The organism is Bacillus sp. LK2 (assembly GCF_001043575.1).
Taxonomy (GTDB): domain Bacteria; phylum Bacillota; class Bacilli; order Bacillales; family Bacillaceae_G; genus Bacillus_A; species Bacillus_A paramycoides.
The window spans coordinates 1-21,629 of the sequence record NZ_LDUK01000072.1; the positions used below are offsets into that span (position 1 = coordinate 1).

17 protein-coding genes and 5 pseudogenes are annotated in these 21,629 nt (G+C 34.7%); 18 read left to right on the forward strand and 4 right to left on the reverse strand.

The window, feature by feature from the left end:
* Positions 1 to 732 precede the first annotated feature (732 nt).
* Positions 733 to 1,518, forward strand: a complete 786-nt coding sequence (locus VK90_RS26290; RefSeq protein WP_048376455.1) for an enoyl-CoA hydratase/isomerase family protein — start codon at positions 733 to 735, stop codon at positions 1,516 to 1,518.
* 115 nt (positions 1,519 to 1,633) lie between these two features.
* Here the strand turns inward: VK90_RS26290 and VK90_RS26295 are convergent.
* Positions 1,634 to 1,893, reverse strand: a pseudogene (locus VK90_RS26295) (IS4 family transposase); the annotation flags it as partial.
* Between the two features lie 132 nt (positions 1,894 to 2,025).
* Here VK90_RS26295 and VK90_RS29575 point away from each other — a divergent pair.
* Positions 2,026 to 2,199 (forward strand): annotated as a pseudogene (locus VK90_RS29575) (IS6 family transposase); the annotation flags it as partial.
* 40 nt (positions 2,200 to 2,239) lie between these two features.
* On the opposite strand, the gene VK90_RS26300 reads toward VK90_RS29575, so the two are convergent.
* The gene (locus tag VK90_RS26300; protein WP_048376457.1) at positions 2,240 to 4,075 is read right to left on the reverse strand and encodes an acyltransferase family protein; all 1,836 of its coding nucleotides are present in this window, start codon (positions 4,073 to 4,075) and stop codon (positions 2,240 to 2,242) included.
* A gap of 366 nt (positions 4,076 to 4,441) precedes the next feature.
* Complete coding sequence (locus VK90_RS31165; RefSeq protein WP_269431836.1) at positions 4,442 to 4,570, reverse strand: hypothetical protein; 129 nt, start codon at positions 4,568 to 4,570, stop codon at positions 4,442 to 4,444.
* Positions 4,571 to 4,866: 296 nt separating this feature from the next.
* Here VK90_RS31165 and VK90_RS26310 point away from each other — a divergent pair.
* From VK90_RS26310 to VK90_RS26345, 9 genes and pseudogenes are all read left to right on the forward strand, one after another.
* A pseudogene (locus VK90_RS26310) lies at positions 4,867 to 5,263 on the forward strand (aminoglycoside 6-adenylyltransferase); the annotation flags it as partial.
* Between the two features lie 76 nt (positions 5,264 to 5,339).
* Positions 5,340 to 5,426 (forward strand): annotated as a pseudogene (locus VK90_RS30015) (class I SAM-dependent methyltransferase); the annotation flags it as partial.
* A gap of 184 nt (positions 5,427 to 5,610) precedes the next feature.
* Complete coding sequence (locus VK90_RS26315; protein ID WP_002175213.1) at positions 5,611 to 5,964, forward strand: ArsR/SmtB family transcription factor; 354 nt, start codon at positions 5,611 to 5,613, stop codon at positions 5,962 to 5,964.
* Between the two features lies 1 nt (position 5,965).
* The gene (locus VK90_RS26320) at positions 5,966 to 6,406 is read left to right on the forward strand and encodes a hypothetical protein (protein WP_048376460.1); all 441 of its coding nucleotides are present in this window, start codon (positions 5,966 to 5,968) and stop codon (positions 6,404 to 6,406) included.
* A 100-nt stretch (positions 6,407 to 6,506) separates the two neighbouring features.
* Positions 6,507 to 8,270 (forward strand): SulP family inorganic anion transporter, encoded by a 1,764-nt coding sequence (locus VK90_RS26325; RefSeq protein WP_048376461.1) that lies wholly within the window; start codon positions 6,507 to 6,509, stop codon positions 8,268 to 8,270.
* Between the two features lie 188 nt (positions 8,271 to 8,458).
* Positions 8,459 to 8,698, forward strand: coding sequence for a D-alanine--poly(phosphoribitol) ligase subunit DltC (dltC, locus tag VK90_RS26330; RefSeq protein WP_048376463.1), 240 nt, complete (start codon positions 8,459 to 8,461; stop codon positions 8,696 to 8,698).
* Between the two features lie 241 nt (positions 8,699 to 8,939).
* Entirely contained in the window at positions 8,940 to 10,109 is a 1,170-nt protein-coding gene (locus VK90_RS26335) for an RNA-guided endonuclease InsQ/TnpB family protein (protein WP_048376495.1), read from the forward strand.
* 191 nt (positions 10,110 to 10,300) lie between these two features.
* Positions 10,301 to 10,642: a zinc ribbon domain-containing protein YjdM gene (locus VK90_RS26340; protein ID WP_048376465.1), complete on the forward strand. Its 342-nt coding sequence runs from the start codon at positions 10,301 to 10,303 to the stop codon at positions 10,640 to 10,642.
* A 138-nt stretch (positions 10,643 to 10,780) separates the two neighbouring features.
* Positions 10,781 to 11,655 (forward strand): annotated as a pseudogene (locus tag VK90_RS26345) (ATP-binding protein); the annotation flags it as partial.
* Between the two features lie 631 nt (positions 11,656 to 12,286).
* On the opposite strand, the gene VK90_RS26350 reads toward VK90_RS26345, so the two are convergent.
* A complete protein-coding gene (locus VK90_RS26350; RefSeq protein ID WP_048376467.1) occupies positions 12,287 to 13,600 on the reverse strand; it encodes a condensation domain-containing protein in 1,314 nt (437 codons plus the stop codon).
* Between the two features lie 811 nt (positions 13,601 to 14,411).
* On the opposite strand from VK90_RS26350, the gene VK90_RS26355 reads away from it, so the two are divergent.
* The 7 genes from VK90_RS26355 to VK90_RS26385 all read left to right on the forward strand — a co-directional run bounded on the left by VK90_RS26355 (position 14,412) and on the right by VK90_RS26385 (position 21,623).
* Positions 14,412 to 14,774: a DUF1093 domain-containing protein gene (locus VK90_RS26355; RefSeq protein WP_048376469.1), complete on the forward strand. Its 363-nt coding sequence runs from the start codon at positions 14,412 to 14,414 to the stop codon at positions 14,772 to 14,774.
* Between the two features lie 403 nt (positions 14,775 to 15,177).
* Complete coding sequence (locus VK90_RS26360) at positions 15,178 to 16,167, forward strand: beta-ketoacyl-ACP synthase III (RefSeq protein WP_048376471.1); 990 nt, start codon at positions 15,178 to 15,180, stop codon at positions 16,165 to 16,167.
* Positions 16,157 to 17,320: an ATP-grasp domain-containing protein gene (locus tag VK90_RS26365; RefSeq protein WP_048376473.1), complete on the forward strand. Its 1,164-nt coding sequence runs from the start codon at positions 16,157 to 16,159 to the stop codon at positions 17,318 to 17,320. The genes VK90_RS26360 and VK90_RS26365 overlap by 11 nt, the downstream gene beginning before the upstream one ends.
* Complete coding sequence (locus tag VK90_RS26370; RefSeq protein WP_048376475.1) at positions 17,317 to 18,303, forward strand: NAD-dependent epimerase/dehydratase family protein; 987 nt, start codon at positions 17,317 to 17,319, stop codon at positions 18,301 to 18,303. Before VK90_RS26365 ends, VK90_RS26370 begins: the two co-directional genes overlap by 4 nt.
* Positions 18,300 to 19,151 (forward strand): MBL fold metallo-hydrolase, encoded by an 852-nt coding sequence (locus VK90_RS26375; RefSeq protein WP_048376478.1) that lies wholly within the window; start codon positions 18,300 to 18,302, stop codon positions 19,149 to 19,151. The genes VK90_RS26370 and VK90_RS26375 overlap by 4 nt, the downstream gene beginning before the upstream one ends.
* Positions 19,144 to 20,481, forward strand: coding sequence for a F390 synthetase-related protein (locus VK90_RS26380; RefSeq protein WP_048376480.1), 1,338 nt, complete (start codon positions 19,144 to 19,146; stop codon positions 20,479 to 20,481). Before VK90_RS26375 ends, VK90_RS26380 begins: the two co-directional genes overlap by 8 nt.
* Complete coding sequence (locus tag VK90_RS26385; protein WP_048376482.1) at positions 20,478 to 21,623, forward strand: hypothetical protein; 1,146 nt, start codon at positions 20,478 to 20,480, stop codon at positions 21,621 to 21,623. The genes VK90_RS26380 and VK90_RS26385 overlap by 4 nt, the downstream gene beginning before the upstream one ends.
* The last annotated feature ends 6 nt before the right edge of the window (positions 21,624 to 21,629 follow it).

The following is a 21,629-nucleotide window of genomic DNA, read 5'->3' on the forward strand; positions in this document are numbered from 1 at the left end:
CTTAAGTTGATGGATGTGTGGCGGTACCCCTATATCGGGTCGCTGTTGTGCATTTGTTCAGTCATAAGTTTAGTAACGGCTATGTTTTTGTAGCATATAAGATCAACAGTGCTATACAGGAGATGTATAGCATTTTTGAATTATGTCGGCTAATAAGGATGACGGAAAAATGAAATTTATCATTTGGGGTTTCTTTCTAATTTAAAGGGAGGTTAGTTTTTAATATGATTATCAAATTATTAATCTAATTAGATAATCATATTAAAAAACTATGTGGAATAAAAAGTTAGATAAATTTTAACTTGATGGGTATGAGTCTGTACCCTAAAAAAAGATGCGATGTTTAGAAGAAAGGCGCGACATTTTAAAAGAAATTTGCGAAGTTTTATCCCCTTAAGTATTTTTTCCTAAAGAGGATTTTTATGTCCAAAGAAGAACATTTTATATTGAAAAGCGGTTTAAGGAGGGCTGCGGGATAGGTTCTGTGTCTGAATATTAGTCGTGGTTAAAAATGCAAGATGTTTCGCCACAAGAACATTCTACGGGATTAAATTGATGAATAAAAAACTTTTTTTGAGTTGTGCAGTATATTCCAAATATAATCTCACTTATGAACGAGCAATCAGTCGGTGATGACATCTCAGTAAAAAATCCTCTCTTAATGTTATAAAAAGAAGCGATAGAAATTAGTAGCCTTTTGTGTCGGCACACTAAACTATTGGAGGGATTAAAATGTTAAACAAAAGTGTCGTCCTCTACACTGAGGAAAATGGTATTGCAAGAATTACATTAAACAGACCGGAAGCACTAAATGCGTTAAACCGAGATGTTCTTGAGCAACTTTCTTCCGTCTTGGACAGGGTTAAAACTAATTCAAGTGTAAAAGCATTGATAATTATCGGTGCTGGAGAAAAGGCATTTTCCGCAGGTGCTGACATTCAGTTTCTCAATAAAGCCACTCCACTAGAAGTACGGGATTTAGCTCAGTTGGCTGTTATGGTTACTCATAAAATCGAGTCATTAGGAAAAGTGGTTGTTGCTGCCATCAACGGATTTGCACTAGGAGGTGGACTTGAGTTAGCTGAATCCTGTACGATCCGTATTTGCGCTAATCATGCTAGATTAGGACATCCTGAAGTCCGTATTGGAGCTGTTGCCGGATTTGGAGGGACTACGAGATTACCCAGACTTATAGGTAAGGGGCGTGCTACAGAACTGTTGCTCACTGGAAGCGTGATAAGCGCAGACGAAGCTTATAGAATAGGACTGGTTAATAGGACTGTTGAGCCTGATAAATTATTATCAGAGACAGAAACGCTCATCCAAGAAATTCTATCTCAGGCTCCTATCGCAGTAAAAATGACTTGGGAGGCAATTCATCGGGGAGGTAATTTAACTTTAGAAGAGTCCGCACGTCTTGGAGCAGATTATTTTGGTTTGATAGCGTCCACAGAGGACTTCAGAGAAGGTACTAAATCATTTTTAGAAAAGACCCAACCATTATTTAAAGAAAGATAGTTAATCGAACCAATCATTTTGGGTTAAACTCTTTATTTGTAAAAAAATGAAAATTTTTTTGCGAAATCCTGTATTTGCATGGGGTAAAATAGCTTATTTTTATCAATCTTTTTTATCGTTGATTCAGTCCCTCAGGACTGATGAGTACAGTACTGCTGTTGATGCTTCTAAACAGCTAAATAACTGAGCTAAAGAAGTCATTGCTACATTTTGACTCACCCATATACATAAAGCGACTAAATCTTTTGCTTGGTACTTACTGGTTCTTTGTACAAAACTAACATCTCTAGCAAGATCCCGTAAGGTATTTGGAGATAAAAAACTTTGAATCTCTTGAGCAAATAGTTGTAATTCGTCAGGCACAGAAATAGACATAAAAAACGCTATCCTTTCCTATGATTCTACAGAAAGAATAGCGTTGTTCTTATTATGTATATACAAATTTACCTCAATTTGATAGCGATGAGATGCTATCCCTATTAGTATTTAATGTATCTAGAAACCCTTATTAAAAAACGTATACGCTCTATGTTGGGATTTAAATCATACAAAACATCAGCTTCTATATTGAGTGGTGTTGAAGCCATGCATATGCTCAAAAAAGAACAAATTGATTTGCAGGACCAGTCTGTCCAAAATCAGAATATTTTTATCAACCGGCTGTTTGGATTAACTGCTTAACAGGTGATTCCGTTAGGAATCCTTGATTCTTTTTTATTTATCATTTTTTTGCACCAGAACCATTCACCGCTTTGGCTACAAGTGCTGCATATGCTTCTGCACCTACTTTGGTTAAATGCACACCATCAGGTGCAAAGTAGTCTCTCTTTCCAGCACTTGCTGCATACCAATCAACTAGAGTTATATTAGGATATTTAGATGTTGTCACTTTCAATCTCTCATTCACGATCGATTCCCACGGACGTGGTACCCTCGTATTAATAAATATTATTTTACGTTCATTCCCAATTAAATTTATTAATGATACAAGTTGCTCTGTAGTAAAGGCTCCATTTGTACCTAATCCAATAATGACATAGTTTCCTAATTTCCCTTCATTCTTTAACTGTTCAACTACAGGAATCGCTTTTGACAGCTGGCGACCAATTTGCGCATCAATCCTAATATCAGGAAAAGCATTTTTTAAATACGGAGTAATATCAATCATAACGGAATCGCCTATCGCTGTAACGGTGAGAGAACTTTTAGTTTGCTCAGAATTTACTTCTTTTGATTCTTCTTGTTTTTGGGGCGCCTCTGCCTCTTGGGCTGGATCATCCCAAACTGCAACTGGATGTTTCGCCGGTTGTGTTTGTTCTGCCTCCACCTTATCTAGTTGAGGATTCTCCTTAGCCTTACTAGCATTTGATAACCCAAAGACGGCTATCGATGAAACGAATACTGCACAAATTAAAGCTAACTTAACACCTAAAGCGACATTTTGAAGTCTAAAATTCTTAAACTGAATATTTCGGAGCGCACCTTGTCGGATTGGTTTTTCAATATACTTCCATGAAATTTGCGCAATCATTATAATCAGAAGAAATTGAAGAATTGCTCTTATTGGTGAAAAATCTCCAGCATTTACTTTTGGAGTCGTCAATGTAAGAATTGGATAATGCCAAAGGTATATGCCATACGACCTTACCCCTAGCCAACGTAGAGGTCTAAATCGTAAAAATTGAGCGATACGGCTAGCTGGATGAGCAAGATTTGCCACTAACAATGCTGTTGCAATTGATAAGAGAACCATTCCTCCTTTGTATAGAAACGGATCATATTGATTAGTCTTCCAAAACATAACCAAAATAATAATAAGAGCAGTTCCTCCCACTACATCAAGAATGAGACGCGCCTTTGGAATAATTTTATTTGCAAGCCTATTGCTTGGCCAAAGTAAGGCAAGTGCCGCTCCAATAAGTAAAGAAAAGGCCCTCGTATCTGTGCCATAATAAATTCTGCTCGGATCAGCTCCAGGTTCATACAAAATTGCCATCGCTAAAGCTGAAGCAGCAGCTCCCAGACAAATCAATAAAATCATACGGGATTGTTTTTTTATGTAGTAAAATCCTAAACTAATGATAAATGGCCAGACCACATAGAATTGTTCCTCAACTGCTAACGACCAAAAATGATTCAATGGAGAAAGTTGGTTAAAATTATCAAAGTACGATAATTTATGATAAATATACCACCAGTTACTAACATAAAATAACGCCGCTAATGAATCTCCACACATTTTTTCAAGTAAAGAGCTATGAAAAATTGTAATCCATGCCAACATTATAACGAGCATTACAACCATTCCGGGAAGCAATCTCCTTGCCCTACTAAGCCAGAATTTCTTCAAATCAATTCTCTTATTTCTCTTCCACTCCATCGCTAGAATATCTGTAATTAAATAACCTGAGAGTACAAAAAATACAGTAACTCCTAAAAATCCTCCAGGCATCCAATTAAAGTTAATATGATACAAAATAACACCTAATATAGCTAGACCCCTTAGACTGTCCAATCCAACCATATAACGACTATTTTTTTTAATAGGTTTAGTCACCTACAATCACCTCTATTTCTTGGAAATTAGGTTAATAATAGCGGTATAAAATGCTATTAATTTCCTAAAATCGTATAAACTATTACAAACATCATTTGGGAAGGCTCTTTTTTTATAATTACATGCACAGTAACTAATACTTTATCACGTTATCTGGTTCTGTTGTGAAATTTTTAAAACCAGGTGTTTTTGCTCATCCCCCCGAAAAAGGGGAATATGCTTAATTAATTAAAAAGTTATATGCTGTGTATCAAAAAGTACACCTTTTGATAAGTTTTTACAGACGTATCAAGGACTGACATTGTGAATATGATCTATAACGCATATGTAAAAGGTTTTCTAAAAAGAAACGTTATAAAAAAAGGTTCACTCATTAAGAGCAGGCTCTCTTTTTTCCCTCACCCAGCCTACTTTATTTAAAACTTCGGCTGCTTCTGTAAACGTTGGTGCATAGGTAGAAAATAATGATACTATAAGTCCTATGACTTTCTTCATACTCGCATCTCCTCATCAATCCATTAAAAAACCTTTTAATTATATATCAAGTTTTAATACTATTGAAATAATGAAAAAGGATATGCATAATTACATATTTCTCTTATTGATAGAATGTACCCTATTGAAAAGAAAGCCTTTCCTTGATATTATTAGTCTCTTTGTTGGCTTGATAGCGATAGGGTCCCGCCAACAAAACACGAATTTCGTACGATAAGGAATTTTTTATTAAAAAAACTTAGTTTTTCCGTACGTTAAGAAGGTTCCATAAGCGGTATTTAATTTCTGGTAGGATACTTTGTTTAATGTTATTTGAGGATGGAATAGAATTGATTTAATGCTTATTACTATTGAGGAAAAAATGAGTATTGTTCTGAAGATGGATTAACAATTATTTTGTTAGATAAAGATGAAAAAATGCCTACACTAGATGAGCCAACAGATGAAGGATATTGGGTTAAAAAACCATCCGCTGTCTTTTTGGCTGATTGTTGAAATGAATTTTGGTGGATTTTGACTAATGTAGCTAAAGGGTTATGGAGAGAAGAAATACTTTACGCTTATGAACACTTAAATAGTGTAAGAGAAATGCTATTAACAATGCTTGAATGGAAAATTGGCATAGAAACCAATTTTTCATTGAGTGTAGGGAAAAATAGTAAGTACCTAGAGTGCTATGTTAATAAGGACATATGAGAAAGTTTATTGAAGACGTACCCTAATGGAGAGTATAAACAAGTATGGAATTCCCTTTTATAAAGAAAGAAGAATTACATGCTCCGCTAATTATGTTTACAAAAATCAGCCATCGAATGCAGGTCAAATTGTTACTTTTGAAGCTGTCCGAAAGCAATAAATATAAGGGAGCTGTTGTCCTATAATGACAACAGCTCTTTTTTTGTTTCGGGTTCTCTTTTAACGTTTCAAAATTTGTATTGAAAATTGTAATTTCTAGAAGTATCATATACATATTCAAACATTTGAAGATGTATATGATACTTTTGGAGTTTTAGTTAAAAATAAATACTAGAGGTGTTTTAATGGGAACCGAAATGCAACAATTTAAAGCTGATTTTTTTAAAGCCTTATCGCATCCTTTACGAATAGGTATTTTAGAAGTTTTGTCAGAAGGTGAAAAAAGTGTAAATGAAATTCAAAGCATTCTTAATAAGGAAGGTTCAGCTGTTTCTCAACAGTTAAGTGTGCTACGTGCTAAAAATATTGTTGTTGGCACCAAAGATGGAAAACGAGTTTTATATTCTCTTCGGGATCCTATGATTATGAATTTATTGGTAGTTGCACGGAAAATTTTTAACAATCATTTAATCGATACGATTTCAATGCTAGAAGAGCTAGATGAAACAGAAGGCGAAACGATAGTTAAGGAGGGGTAGGTTGAGCATTGAAGTTAAGAAGGAAGATATCATCCAACATGGGATTGAGATATTTCGCTCAATAGGAGCTCATCACGTTTGTAATGTTTGTATTAACAGTGGGAATACTTGTTGTTTTTCATGCCAGCATTTACAAGATGGAGTTGGGTGTCAAAAAAGAAATACAGCTTGTACAGCTTGGTTATGTGGAATTCAAGGTTTTTTATTGGATCAAATAGGATTATTGGATGAATGGAATCGTTTTTGGATTGAAATTCCAGGAAAGATGTTTCGTAGGGATATAACTCCAGATAATGTAAGGATTACATCGTTTATAGATACGAAGAAGCTAGATAGTCGAGCTGGGGAACTTCTAGCGGAAAGATTGGAATCCTACTTACAACAAGGTGGAGATATAGGTGAATTAGAGCATCATTTAAGCAAAACGTATAGTAAATATTAGGATGGTGTTTTCTTTTGTGAAAATGAAAATCTCCTGTACAAGGGAACGAGAAATGTATTTGTAATCCAGATTTATTAAAAATAGAAAAGAAGGGTTTGTAATGAGAGGGTTATTTACGGGAAGGTTTGAAGGATATTCATTGGGTCATTTTCAAAAGGATCTTCTTTCAGGAATGATTGTTGGAGTTGTTGCGATTCCACTTGCTATGTCTTTTGCAATAGCCTCTGGTGTTAAGCCAGAGTATGGAATTTATACAACATGTATTGCCGGGATACTCATTTCGCTATTTGGTGGTTCGAAGTATCAAATTGGAGGACCTACAGGTGCCTTTGTTCCAATTCTTTTAGGAATTGTCATTACCTATGGATATGAAGATTTACTACTTGCTGGTTTATTAGCTGGAATTATTTTATGCCTTATGGGAATTTTTAAACTAGGGTCTTTAATTAAGTTTATTCCACGTCCTGTAACAATTGGCTTTACGTCAGGAATTGCTGTCATTATCTTTACGGGACAAATTGCTAGTTTTTTAGGGCTAACAGGTATAAAAAAGCATGAGGAATTTATAGCAAATTTGCAGGAAATCTTTACTCATATCAGTACTACCAATTTTTACAGTGTTATAACTGCTTTGATTTGTTTTCTTGTCATACTCATAACACCAAAGATTTTGCCAAAAGTACCAGGTTCATTAGTAGGTGTTGTGATTTCAACTATAATTGCAACTGTATTTTTCTCAGGTCATGTACCTACTATAGGTACAGCATATGGCACGATTCCCAATACACTTCCGCAGTTTGATATACCAGAAATCACGGTAGAGCGTATAAAACAGTTAATTGGCCCTGCATTTGTCATTGCCATGTTGGGTGGTATTGAATCTCTTTTATCCGCTGTCGTGGCAGACGGTATGACAAATAGTAAACACAACAGTAACAAAGAGCTTATTGGTCAGGGAATTGCCAATATTGTTACACCATTATTTGGAGGTATTCCGGCAACTGGAGCAATTGCCCGCACAGCAACCAATATTAAGAGTGGAGCTGTATCTCCAATGTCGGGTGTTATTCATGGGGGATTTGTGTTGTTCACGCTTCTACTGTTAGCTCCATATGCTTCACATATTCCGCTTGCTAGTATGGCTCCCATTTTAATGGTGGTAGCTTGGAATATGAGCGAACAAAAACATTTTATTCACATACTTAAAATGAAGACAGGGGATTCTCTTGTATTACTTGTAACATTTCTGCTGACTGTATTTACAAGTTTGACAACAGCTGTGGAAATCGGACTTATTTTAGCTGTTATTTTATTTACAAAACGTATGAGCAACATGCTTGTTATATCTAAAGTGCTTCCAGATCACACAAGAAAGAACGAAAAACTGTTACCACATGTGGTAAATAAGGCTCACGATTGTCCACAAATAAGCATTTACACAATAGAAGGGCCATTATTCTTTGGGGCTGCTCAAACATTTGAACAAAACATTCTAGCGACCATTCATTATAAACCCGAAGTTTTAATTTTACGTATGGGAAAAGTTCCTTTTATTGATACAACAGGAGAATCCTATTTTAGGAATATTGTTCAGCATTTTAAAAAGCAAGGTGGCGTACTTCTTGTTTCAGGAATTCAATCAGAGCTAAAAACAACCCTAGATAAGAATGGATTATACGCTGAGATTGGGGAAGAAAACTTTTTTGATCATACAGGGGAAGCGATCAACTGTGCTCTAAGACATTTGAATACGAAAAAATGTATAGGATGTAAGCACTTCGCTTTTCATGAATGTACGGAGCTTGCTCAGCAATCTCAGGGAATGAATACAATAAAGAATAAAGCAAATGCATTAGATTATTAAAAGAATTAATGTACAGTAATCACATATGTTCCGGGGAAAAACTATCTGTTATACCTTAATAACTATTATACAAAGACCAGGGATAACTTTGTAATAATGATGGGACAGGTTCTTTTAAATGATGTGTTAAAAAATAGAAGACTATGAAGAATTTCATTATAAATCATGGATATAGAGGAGAATAAATAATGTCTGAATTTAAAAATCAAGTATTAAATGTGCTAGAAGAAGTATGTGAAAATGATATCGTAAAAGAGAGCCTAGATGTGCAATTATTTGAAGAAGGAATTCTAGATTCTTTTGCTACAGTATCTTTATTAGTAGAATTTCAAGAACGTTTAAACATCGAAGTGTCTATTTCTGACTTTGACCGTGATGAATGGGCAACACCGAACATGATTATTAAGAAATTGAAAGATATGCGATAAAAATAGGTTTTAAAAACATATATAAGGGTAGCTTCTTAAATTTTAACTTTAAGATTGCTATTCTTATGAAATTATAAAAAGAAAGTTTTAACGAACTTCAGCCAGAATTCTCCTTCCTCTAGGCGCAGCGTAGGTGGGAGATGAATGGCCCGACCTAACAAAAGTACTTCTGAGTGGTAAAGCATCGCAAACTTTGTTTATAATAGAGTTATCAGAACAAACATTCGGAGGTGGCGACATAATGAAATTGAACTACAGGTTTGAAATCTATCCTACAGAAGAACAACAACATACATTAGAGAGATGGATTTCCATTTGTCGTCAGCAATATAACTCCGCCTTGCTAGATAAACAACGATATTATAAACAAAATAAAAAAGACTTAACACGGTATGAATTACAAGATCAGCAAAAACTTGATAAAAAGATATATCATTTCTTAAAAGAGGTTCCTTCGCAACCTCTTCAGGAAGTGTTTGCGCGCTTGGAAAAAGCCTATAAAAAGTTCTTTAAAAAGGATGCTGGCTATCCAAAAATGAAAAGTTTTAAAGAATATCGCTCTATTACTCTTACTCAATTTGGTATGTTCAAATATAAAAAGAAGGATGGTTCGTTGGGGACAAGCCGTCGTATGTGTTCTCTCACAAAAGGCGGTAAACTTCTTATCTCGAAATTAGGGGTCATTGATATCAGATGGCACCGTAAATTAGATGGCTGCGTTAAACAAGTTGTCATAAAGTATCAAGGGAACCGTTGGTTTGCGACTTTTTGTGTTGAAAAACACGTAAACCAAGGTTCTATTTGTGATGCAAATAAAACAACTGGTATTGATGTAGGCATCAAAAAATTTGCGGTTCTATCTAATGGAGAAGAAGTTCAAAATCCTACGTTTCTACGCAAAGAAGAGCGTAAATTAAAACGTGCGCAACGTAAACATTCAAAAATGAAAAAAGGTTCGAAGAACTGGTGCAAGCAAGTAGCCAAAGTACAGCAAATTCATACGAAGATAGCGAATCAACGTAAGGATTTCTTGCACAAGCTAAGCTTCAGATTAACCAACAGCTATGGTGTAATTTGTATAGAAGACCTAAAAATCAAAAATATGATACGTAACCGTCACCTAGCAAAATCCATCCACGATGCAGGTTGGGGGATGTTCCGTACATTCCTCTCCTACAAGGCAAAACGAAATGGTGGGCATTTGGTACTGGTAAAACCGCACTACACGTCACAAAAATGTTCGAAGTGCGGGGAAACAGTTAAGAAATCACTTTCTGTTCGTACGCACGTATGCAAACAATGTGGTACTGTACTGGATCGTGACCGCAATGCAGCGATTAACATTGAAAAAGCCGGCTTAACGCAAATTGCGTATCAGCCAGCTTTTTCAATGTACATAACATCTATATAACTGTAGGGCAAGGTCTTGTCCGAACAGTATAATCTACGCCTGTGGAGAGCGTGTAAGACCGGATCTCGTAAGAGATAGGCAATGCTTGTAGAATCAGGAAGCCCCCACTTCAAGCGGTGATAACCGGTAAGTGGGGGTAGTTCACAAGGCTATATATAGAATGAATAATAACAAGTGGAGGAATTTAAAATATGTCTAATTTACCTAATTGCCCAAAATGTAATTCAGAGTACACTTACGAAGATGGAAATTTTTTTGTTTGCCCAGAATGTGCCCATGAGTGGACTTTAGAATCAGAAACTGAAAATAGTGAAGATACAAAGGTAATTAAAGATGCAAATGGAAATATCTTAAACGATGGTGATTCTGTAACAGTCATCAAAGATCTTAAAGTAAAAGGAACTTCATCAGTTGTTAAAATCGGTACAAAAGTGAAAAATATCCGTTTAGTTGATGGAGACCATGATATTGATTGTAAAATTGATGGTTTTGGAGCTATGAAATTAAAATCTGAATTTGTTAAAAAGGTTTAAATGTGAGGTTCATGTAACAGAACTAATTTGATCTAATTGTTTAAAATCAATGAATGTACAACACTTTTAAGGCAGTAGAAGTTAACCATTTTTTATAATAGAAAGACCTCATTCAAAGATACTTATCAAGGATGAGGTCTTTTTATTTTTTTCTTTTTAACAAAACCATACTTAAAGTATTTTGATGAAATTTCTAATGGTCTTCATCATCTTGCTAACGGTGATTTTACAAATAAAGCTCCTATTTCATCAAATGATGAGTTCGGAAATATTGCGCGTGAAATTAACATAGCGAGTGAAAAATTAAAAGAAGCGGTTGAAAGAGGAGACTTTGCAGAAAACAGTAAAGATTAGCTCATGATTTAAGAACGCCATTAACATCTGTGTTAGGTTATTTAGATTTAATTCTTAAAGAGGAGAACTTGACGAGGGAAAAGATTAAACGTTTTTCTACGATTGCGTTTACGAAATCACAGCGACTTGAAAGTTTAATTGATGAGTTATTTGAAATTACGCAGATGAATTATGGCATGCTAAAGTTAGATGAAAAAACAATTAATATAAGTGAGCTGCTTATACAGTTAGATGAGGAATTGTACCCACTATTGGAGAAACATCATTTAGAAGCTAAATCGAATGTTCATCCTCATTTATATATTAACGGTGACGGGAATTTGTTAACTCGAGTATTTGAAAATCTTTTAACAAATGCGATTCGATACGGAAATAATGGGCATTTCGTTGATATAAATGGGTACATTGATCATGGGGAGGTTATCGTACAAATTATTAATTACGGAGATAGCATTCCAGAAGAAGATTTACCTTATCTTTTTGATATGCTTTATACAGGTGATAAAGCAAGAACGGAGAAACGGGACGGTACAGGTCTTGGATTATTTATTGCAAAAAATATCGTCGAGCAGCATAATGGGACGATTTCTGTTGAAAGTAATGTAACAAGAACAATATTTGAAGTGAGATTGCCAAAAAAAGAAAGTTCACAAATTTAATCTTCACCCCACTTTTTATTTAATTAGTTTTTTCTCTATCCTATATGTATGTTAGATTAAGGAGAAACTAGAAATGAAGAAGTGGGTCTTTTTATATTGTACACATCAAATAATAGAGGTACAGAACCATCTCTATCCAGCTAAGATAAATTTGTATCCACATAAACAAAAAATGCTATTCTTTTTGTAGAAATATACAGAAAGGATGGTATTTTTGTATGAATCTATTGATGCAAGATGAGTGTAATTCAAACTTACAGCGATATCTATCTCTGTAAGTTTGAATTACAGTTTGATTAGAATTATTGCTCCTACTTTGGTTTAGCAACAAACCAAAAGACTCCATTTTGAAAAAAAGATTGGTTAGTTTCGTCTATACAATCCCTTACAGAAAGGTGGACGCAAACACCATAGATATCAGAAGAAAACAGCCTTTGATATCTTAGACTTTGAATACAACTTTTTCATGTCCTACAATCATGTAGCGTAATCTAAAAATTGAAACCTGATAGGGTTTATTTGGTATGCAAATCTATAATGAGATTACACTGGAACCCTTGAAAAAAGAAATATCTCACGTGAAATTAAACTTATATAAACTTAACTTGTTGGGTGTGAGGTAATACTCCTATTACAAGTATGTTAGTTGACTGACTACACTTTCTAAAAATTGCTCTACTTTTCCTTTTGATGTATCCGGCGTATGATAACCAATCGTAAATGTAAGTCTTCCATTATAAGAGCTTACCCCCATTGTAAAGAATGGGGAATACATAATAGGTGATGTCATATACCCGTCATCGGCTAGAACTTCACCAAATTTAATAGGTTCATCTGCTATCACCCCTATATTTGTAAGTAACGGCAACGCCATCCCCATTTGTAAAGCCTGTTCGTATTGCCTTTTATACATTTCTTTCACCTCAGATAGCTTTAGACCTGCCAGTAACTCCATTCCTGCGGCTGAAGAGAGACCTGGATTTTGAGATTTTATTTTATCCATTGATTGTTTGACTCGAACTAGAGTCTGATTAAATGATTCATTATCTTCCATTTTAATCACTGGCATTTCCATACCGGATAAATTGCAAATAGCACCAGTTGTATGATTGGGAAGATATCGGCGTAAATCAATTGTTATACCAATCATTTTTTCTGCAGTGCGAGGTTCTGCATACACAGTGGAATGCGATAATGATCGGAAGTATGCAGTCATGATGACATCATTCAAGGTAGCCTGTTGTGCTTTTGTCCATTGGGTTAGACGTAGAGTTTGCTCATGGCTCAACCGCCGTACGGACATTTTTGGGTATGCATTTTCGTTCGGTTGAGATGGAAAAGACCATAAAGATGCTTGTTGTTCTTGGCTAGGACGATACGCACTTTTTACATCTGTTATTCCAGCGTAGTTGAAAACAGGTGATTGATCGCGAAAACCCCCACTCCCCGTGCCAAATTCCTTTATAATTTGACCCTTAGAATGCCCCTGGGAAAGTTGAGTATATATTGCTCCCAGTAAACTAAGGTATTCCTTGACTCCTGCACCATCTGAACAAAGATGTGATAATTTAACAACTAACATATCTGTTGTAGTACCCCGTAATAATTTTGTTTGAACCATAGGCCCCTGAATATAATCTCCAGGTTCCTTAATAAAATCTATTGCCATCTTTTCAAGTTCTTGATCATTTCCTTCTGCAAAAAGACAAATAGGTAGGTTAGTACTAGATGAATGTTCCTCCCAGTAAGGTATATCACTTTCTACAAAACGGCTGTTCAAAACTGGCTGTAATTGTAACGTTATCCTTACTGATTGTTCAAGCATTTCCTTTGATATACCTATAGGAAAATAAAGAACGGTATTAATTTGTTGATTTGCAGAATAAAGACCTAGTATATAATTCATTCGATCTTGAGGTGTTACTGGATACTTTCTTTGTTCCATAATTTCTCCCTCCTAATTAAGACTATTTTGGTTATAATCTTGTTCCTCATATGGTTGTAACTCTTCTTCAAGGGCTAATAATGCTTCGTTTTCAATTTTTTTAGTTTGTCACTTATGAAGGCATCTTTTTCGTACTGGTTCTATGCTTTAATTGCCATTAACATTTCTTAGAGTTTTTTAAAGGATTAACCAAACATTAAGTTATTTTGTTTGGTTATACATAAACATTCTATGATGACGTTTATTTAAAATCAACAAAAATAAATAAAACATTTTTATCTTTTTTCGACATTTATCTCCCACCTATTTGCTGGCGCTATCACACCTTCACACAAATTGAGGAAGGAATCTTCTATAATATCTTATTTAATATTTATTTATATATAAATTCATGTAATATAATTGGAAGCTTTTTTTCATGTAATTATTTAACAAGAAGTTGCCCATCAACTTAAGAAAAATAAATGCCCCAAAACGAAAAAAATGAGCTGACTTCTCAAAATAACTACCTGTAGAGAAAGAAAATTTTCGTTTAGGGGGTACTTCAAAACCTTAGCTTGATGGCAATGTGGTGCTACCCATCACCATCAAGCTAAGAAAAGCAAATACCCCCAAAGTGAAAAAATAAGCCGTTTTCTGTCAAAAATACACGGAATTTTCATCCTAGGGGTGTAAATTCTTAAGTTGATGGGCATGTATGGTGACCCCTAATAAACCTTACAATTTTGTAATATTAATGTCACTAAAATCAATTTCTTCACTATAAATCCTTTACTATAATTTCCATATGCAAAGATAAGGAGAGAGTTATATGAAAAAATCCTTAGTTATATTTATATTATTTGCACTGTTTTCTAGTTTTGCTATAGGGTGCAAGAGATCTAGAATGGGAACAGAACAATACTATGTACAAATAACAAATAAGGGTGAGGTAAAAGGTAACCAGCGTTTCTATACTTTATCTACTTATAATGAAGATGGAGTAGAAAAAACAGTTACATTTGGAAGTGTAAAACCAATAGACACACCATTTAAAGAGAATGCCTTTATACACCTTTACATCAGACACAAAGATCACAGTAATGTAGAAATAAACCATAAAGAAGTAACTTCCTATGAAGGAGTTCAAAAAGATGATTTACCTTACAAAAGTAAAAGAAAAATTACATATTAAATAATTACCCAATCAAAATAAAGGATACTCTCTTATACACGATGAGGTAGCACCATATCGCTATCAAACTAGCAGAATAAAATATCATTTCACCTAAGCTCGCACTTCATTTTCTATATTTTTACTTTAATTTATAAAAAAATACTATTAAATATTTTCATATAATTGTTATAATATGATTAAATTGGTATAAAAGTTTTTTCTAGATTATATATTTTAAGAATTCTCATGCAAAAAGAGCAAGTTCTCTACTTGGGAACTTGCTCTTTTTTGCAGAGAAACATTACCAGAAGACCCTAAGTGAGTATCCAAATTTCACAAAAAAATTTCTGCATTTTCCCACAACACTATTTAGATATAACGGAATTTTTAAATTTATAAAAAGATTAAGAGGCGATAGAGAATGAAAAGATATGTTGGAATAAAAGGAATTGGCACATATTTTCCAAAACGAAAAGTAGATTCTTTTGAAATAGATCGTATGCTAGATGTGCCAGAAGGCTGGACATTAAAAAAAGCTGGGGTAAAAACACGATACTTTGTTGATGGTGAAACATCTTCTTATATGGGTGCTGAAGCTGCAAAAAAAGCTGTAGAAGATGCTAAGCTAACATGGGCTGATATCGATTGTATCATCTGCGGAAGCGGAACGATTCAACAGGCAATCCCTTCTACTGCATCACTTATTCAAGAACAGCTCGGACTACAGCACTCTGGTATTCCATGTTTTGATATCAACTCAACATGCCTAAGTTTCATAACAGCACTTGATACAATTTCTTACGCAATTGAATGCGGGAGATACAAAAATGTTGTTATCATTTCTTCTGAAATTTCTTCTGTAGGATTAAATTGGGGACAAAATGAAAGTAGCATTTTATTCGGTGACGGTGCGGCAGCTGTTGTGATAGCAAAAAGCGTTCATACATCTTCCATTATAGCTTCCCATATGGAAACATATAGCTCTGGTGCGCATCTATCAGAAATTCGTGGCGGTGGAACGATGATTCATCCTAGGGAGTATAGTGAAGAGCGAAAAGAAGACTTCCTGTTCGATATGAATGGCAGAGCTATTTTTAAACTATCTTCTAAGTATCTGTTGAATTTTATCGAAAAACTACTTATGCATACTGGTTATTCCCTAGATGATATTGATTTAATTGTTCCTCACCAAGCAAGTGGACCAGCTATGAGACTGATTCGTAAAAAATTAGGGATTGATGAAGAGCGCTTTATGACCATTTTTGAAGACTACGGTAATATGATTTCCGCATCTATTCCAGTAGCCCTTTTCGAAGCGATTAAACAAAAGAAAGTGCAACGCGGAAATAAAATATTATTGCTAGGTACTTCTGCAGGACTTTCTATCGGAGGCATCCTTCTTGAATACTAAGAAAACAGTATTAATTACAGGGGCACGTGCACCAGCAGCTTTACATTTATGCAGACTGTTTAATAGCACCGGGCATACCGTTATTATTGCAGATAGTATTCCTTATCCATTAAGCAAAGTTTCAACAAGTACGGATTACTTTTATGAAATTCCTTCTCCAAAGTGGAAAACAAATGAAAGTATCCATGCGCTGCTATCAATCATTCAACGCCATAATGTGGATTTACTTATTCCTACTTGTGAAGAAATATTTTATATATCTAGACATAAAGAAGAATTTAGTCCATTTTGTCATGTATTAGTAGATGATTTTCACAAACTTTCACTACTCCATAATAAGTGGGAATTTATTCAGTTAGTAACGAATTTAGGTTGGCAAGTTCCTACAACGTATAGAATAAATAATGAACAAGCCATAAGGTCAATGATTCACCAAACACCAGCCACTACTCCTTTTGTGCTAAAGCCGATTTTCTCCCGTTTTTCTGATAAAGTGGAATTTATTACAAAAGAAGCTGCTATAAAAGAAATCATGGTAGACAAGCCTAATTATATCATTCAAGAGTTTATACAAGGAACACAGCATTGCTCCTACAGTATCGCACAATCTGGGAAAGTGTTAGCTCACTCTACCTATAAAACGGAATTCACGGCAGGATTAGGCGCTACCATTGCGTTTAAACATATTAATCAGCCTAAAATTGAACAGTTTGTTAGGCAAATTGTAAAAGAGCTAAATTTCTCTGGACAAATTGCCTTTGATTTCATCATTACAGAGAATGGAGATGCTATTCCAATCGAATGTAATCCACGTACCACAAGTGGATTACATTTATTTGATGAGGAAATATTATCCGCCTTTTTTAATACAAAAGTAAATAATACACTAATTCCGAAACTGAATTCTGAGTGTGCAATTCGATTAGCAATGCTTTTATATGGACTCCCCTACTTAAAAAGTACACAAAAACGTAAGGGATGGTTAAAAGTTCTATGCGCCTATCCAGATATCATTTATAGTCACACTGATAGGAAACCATTTTTTTATCAGTTTTTTAGCATGTATAAATTATGGCGTGAAAGTTATAAACATGAACGGACTATTTTAGAGCAAACAACATATGACATATCGTGGGATGGTGAAGATTTATGAAAATGCTAGTAACTGGTGGAACGGGCTTTCTAGGACAAAAACTCGCCTTTCGACTGAAAAATATGGGCTATGAAGTAACGGCAACGGGGAGAAATAAAACAATCGGTAAGGTATTAGAACAAAATGGAATCGAATTTGTTCATTGTCCTCTTGAAGACAGGGATCGTGTGCTACAAGTTTGTAAAGATAAAGATTATATCTTTCATAGCGGCGCACTTTCTTCCCCTTGGGGCAAATATGAAGATTTTTATAATGCGAATGTGTTAGGAACGAAACATATTATCGAGGGAAGTCAAAAGTCCGGTATAAAACGCCTTATCCACGTATCAACACCAAGTATTTATTTCTATTATGATGAGCGACAAAATGTAGTAGAAAACGCGAAACTTCCTGATACATTTGTAAATCATTATGCAACAACGAAGCACATGGCTGAACAAGCTATTGATCAAGCTTTCACGGATGGTTTACCAGTTATCACAATACGCCCGCGCGCTTTATTCGGACCAGGAGATAACGCTATTCTTCCGCGTCTTATTAAAGTATGTGAAAAGGGTGCCTTACCGAGAATTGGTACAGAAAATGTTCTTGTTGATATTACGTATGTTGAGAATGTTGTAGATGCTTTACTTCTTTGTATGCATTCCCCAAAACATACATTAGGGCAAAAGTACAATATAACAAATGACGAACGTGTAAATTTATATGAGGTCATAGAAAATGTAATGAAGCGTCTTGATAAGGAAGTAAAATATAAAAAAATTTCCTACAAAACTGCTTTTACACTAGCTGCTATACTAGAAGGACTCTCAAAAACTATTTTATTTGGAAAAGAACCTATTCTCACAAAATATACTGTTAGTGTCCTTTCAAAAAGCCAGACCTTAAGTATTGATAAAGCTAAAGAAGAATTAGGATATGCTCCAAAGATCAGTATAGAAGAAGGAATTACAAAATTTGTAGACTGGTGGAAAATACAATGAAAATCAAATCTTTAAAGCTATATGATACGGGATATTGCACACATCCAGAAAAAATCGCATACTCCAAGGGCAGTTGGAAACAAATCCGTTTTCCAGCTACAGTAGGATTACTTGAGCATCCAGTATTAGGATATATTTTATTTGATACTGGATATGCGGGGCATTTTAAAGATGCGACAAAAAAATTTCCTTACTCTGTATATGCAAAACTTACGCCTGTTCATTTCACGGAAGAGCAATCTATTAAACAGCAACTGCTTCTTGATGGTATTCAGCTAGAAGAAATTAAATATATTATTCTTTCTCATTTTCATGGCGATCATACAGCTGGTCTGCCCGACTTTCCAAAAGCCAAAATACTAACCTTCGCAAAAGCTTATGAGGATATAAAACGGAGAAGTAAATTTGGGGCTCTATTAAAAGGATGCCTAAAAGATACACTGCCGATTGATTTAGAGCAAAGGATGACATTCATTGATCAAACTCCATCCCTTAACTTACCTCCTACATATGGAAAGTTTGAAGAGGGGTATGATGTATTTGATGATGGCTCATTATTTGCTGTTGACTTAACAGGACATGCAACGGGACAATTCGGTTTATTCGTCCATTTACAGAGTAATAAAATTGTCTTTCTTTGTGCAGACGCAGTGTGGCTAAGTAAAACTTATCAAAACCTTGTATTTCCTAGTAAGATTGCCAACCTTTTAACTAGCGATCCAAAGTCTTACCGAAAGAATATTGAGAAGTTACACCATTTATCACAAACATCACCTGAGATCGAAATTGTACCAACTCATTGTGAACATACATGGGATAAAATTAAAGCAGGGGTGTACTATGAATAAACTACGGATTCTCAAGCAATACTTGAAAACAAAATATGGCTTGAGATTTTCAAATCGCAAACAGTTGGAACAGTTTCATAAACAACAAATAGAAAAACAACTTTTGTTCACGATAGAGGCGTCTCCTTTTTATCGCCAGTTATATACGCCGTTTTTAAATGAATTTCAAAAGGGAAATTTGTCTGCACTCCCCATTATTGATAAAGAAGTAATGATGGAACATTTTGATACATTAAATACAGTCCATATTTCAAAGGAAGAAGCGTTTCATGTAGCATTTGAAGCAGAAAAGACCCGGAATTTCTCACCAACCATTCGTAATATAACTGTCGGTTTATCATCAGGCACTAGTGGAAATCGTGGGGTTTTTCTCGTTTCTGAGGAGGAACAAACGTTGTGGGCTGGCTCGGTTATTGGAAAGGTGCTTCCTTCTAGCATTCTACATAAACACACGATTGCTTTTTTCTTACGTGCAAATAGCAATTTATACGAAGCGACAAAAAATAAGCGAATTTCATTTCATTTTTTTGATTTACTAGATTCGTTTCAGCAGCATATCACTCGATTAAATGAAGTAAAGCCATCTATTTTAATTGCACCTCCGTCTATGTTACGGAAAATCGCTTACTGGCAACAAGAAGGGCTTATTACGATTTGTCCCAAAAAAATTATCTCTGTAGCAGAAGTGCTTGAAGATATTGATAGAGACTTTATTCGTGAAACCTTCAAGCAGACAGTACACCAAGTTTACCAATGTACAGAAGGTTTTCTTGCTACCACCTGCAGACAGGGGACATTACACATTAATGAAGATCTCGTTCATATTGAAAAAGAGTACTTAGATCAAGAGAAAGGGATATTTGTTCCCATTATTACTGATTTCATGAGGAAAACACAGCCTATTATACGCTATCGTCTCAATGACATATTAATTGAGAAAAAAACGCCGTGCAGCTGTGGCTCACCTTTCTTAGCATTAGAACGAATTGATGGTCGATGTGACGATATATTTATTGGAATAAGTGAATTGGATAATAGCGAAATATTTATTTTTCCAGATTTCATTAGAAGAGCAATTTTGTTTGCATCCAGTGACATTCAAGAATTTAAAGTAATACAGCACAGTGTAGACAAAATTGAAATAAAACTTAAAGCACTGCCTGAAGATTTCGAATTATGTCAATCAAAGGTAATGCAAGAGTTACATACACTGTGGTCTACTAAAAAGTGTGCTATACCACATTTTTTCTTTTCGCATTACGATATTCAAGTATATGATAAAAAATTAAAAAGAATAGAAAGTCTTGTAAGACGTGGTGAACATATATGATTAAGCTACATACTGTTCATTCCTTGCACAGCATTGATTGGGAATCAAAAAAAGATGGAGCATATGTACGCGATAGTTTCCTGCCTCTCTTTCAAAAGGGCGTTACAGCATTTATTGAAAATGTTAACACGCAGCTCTTTCTATTAGAAATTGATGATCTGATCTTGCCAGTTACTCTTAATAACGCAGAGTTCGAAAATTCATATGTATGTTCTCCTTATACACATTACATATCTTATGCGTTAGAAGAGCTATGGGAGTTGAAAAAACCATGGCTAGAGAAGCTATTAACCTATCCGATTCATCTTATGGGAAGTTGGCTACGACGAACGAATATTAATAAAGTAATTGTCGTAAATAATTGGATGCTTTCAACAAATCTTTATCACTCTATCAACGAACAACAAATCGAAAAAATTACGAATTTATTTGTTGAGAAATTTCCAGAGCATACAATTCTATTTCGCTCTTTAAATAACGAATTATATCCCGTAACGACAGAAGCACTATCTACGGTAGGTTACAAGAAAATTATGTCTCGTTCTATATACTTATTTGATCCGAAACACTATAAAGAAATGAATCGAAAAAAACGAAAAGACTTATTAAATGATAAAAGTTTATTAGAGAAATGCAATTATGAAATCATTACGAATGAAGAATTAACAAAAGAAGATATTTTACAAATTTCCCAGCTATACAACCAACTATATATTGAAAAATATTCCGCCCATAACCCAATGTTTACACCCGCTTATTTATGGAATGCTCTTCAGCATCGTTTATTTGAGATAAAGGCCATAAAAAAAGGGAATACAATTGATGGTGTCATTGCTTATTTTATTAGGGATGGAGTTATGACAACGCCGATCCTTGGCTATAATACAAACTCTGACCAGCAACAAGGCTTATACCGTATTCTTTCCCTCCTTATTACAATGGATTCTATCGAAAAAGATTTAATTTGTCATTGTAGTGCTGGGGCTGGAGAATTCAAACGAAATCGTGGTGCAAAACAGCAGATTGAATACAGTTTTATGTATCACGCTCATTTGCCACCTAATCAACAAAAGGTATGGAAAGTATTAACTTGGATATTAAATACATGTATAGAACCGATGGCAAAAAAACATCGCTTTTAATCAAAA

What these genes read in the sequence shown, in the direction of transcription:
- VK90_RS26290 (WP_048376455.1), top strand. Translation starts at nt 733, where the DNA reads ATGTTAAACAAAAGTGTCGTCCTCTACACTGAGGAAAATGGTATTGCA.
- VK90_RS31165 (WP_269431836.1), bottom strand. Translation starts at nt 4,570, where the DNA reads ATGAAGAAAGTCATAGGACTTATAGTATCATTATTTTCTACCTATGCA.
- VK90_RS26315 (WP_002175213.1), top strand. Translation starts at nt 5,611, where the DNA reads ATGGGAACCGAAATGCAACAATTTAAAGCTGATTTTTTTAAAGCCTTA.
- VK90_RS26325 (WP_048376461.1), top strand. Translation starts at nt 6,507, where the DNA reads ATGAGAGGGTTATTTACGGGAAGGTTTGAAGGATATTCATTGGGTCAT.
- dltC (WP_048376463.1), top strand. Translation starts at nt 8,459, where the DNA reads ATGTCTGAATTTAAAAATCAAGTATTAAATGTGCTAGAAGAAGTATGT.
- VK90_RS26335 (WP_048376495.1), top strand. Translation starts at nt 8,940, where the DNA reads ATGAAATTGAACTACAGGTTTGAAATCTATCCTACAGAAGAACAACAA.
- VK90_RS26340 (WP_048376465.1), top strand. Translation starts at nt 10,301, where the DNA reads ATGTCTAATTTACCTAATTGCCCAAAATGTAATTCAGAGTACACTTAC.
- VK90_RS26350 (WP_048376467.1), bottom strand. Translation starts at nt 13,600, where the DNA reads ATGGAACAAAGAAAGTATCCAGTAACACCTCAAGATCGAATGAATTAT.
- VK90_RS26355 (WP_048376469.1), top strand. Translation starts at nt 14,412, where the DNA reads ATGAAAAAATCCTTAGTTATATTTATATTATTTGCACTGTTTTCTAGT.
- VK90_RS26360 (WP_048376471.1), top strand. Translation starts at nt 15,178, where the DNA reads ATGAAAAGATATGTTGGAATAAAAGGAATTGGCACATATTTTCCAAAA.
- VK90_RS26370 (WP_048376475.1), top strand. Translation starts at nt 17,317, where the DNA reads ATGAAAATGCTAGTAACTGGTGGAACGGGCTTTCTAGGACAAAAACTC.
- VK90_RS26375 (WP_048376478.1), top strand. Translation starts at nt 18,300, where the DNA reads ATGAAAATCAAATCTTTAAAGCTATATGATACGGGATATTGCACACAT.
- VK90_RS26380 (WP_048376480.1), top strand. Translation starts at nt 19,144, where the DNA reads ATGAATAAACTACGGATTCTCAAGCAATACTTGAAAACAAAATATGGC.
- VK90_RS26385 (WP_048376482.1), top strand. Translation starts at nt 20,478, where the DNA reads ATGATTAAGCTACATACTGTTCATTCCTTGCACAGCATTGATTGGGAA.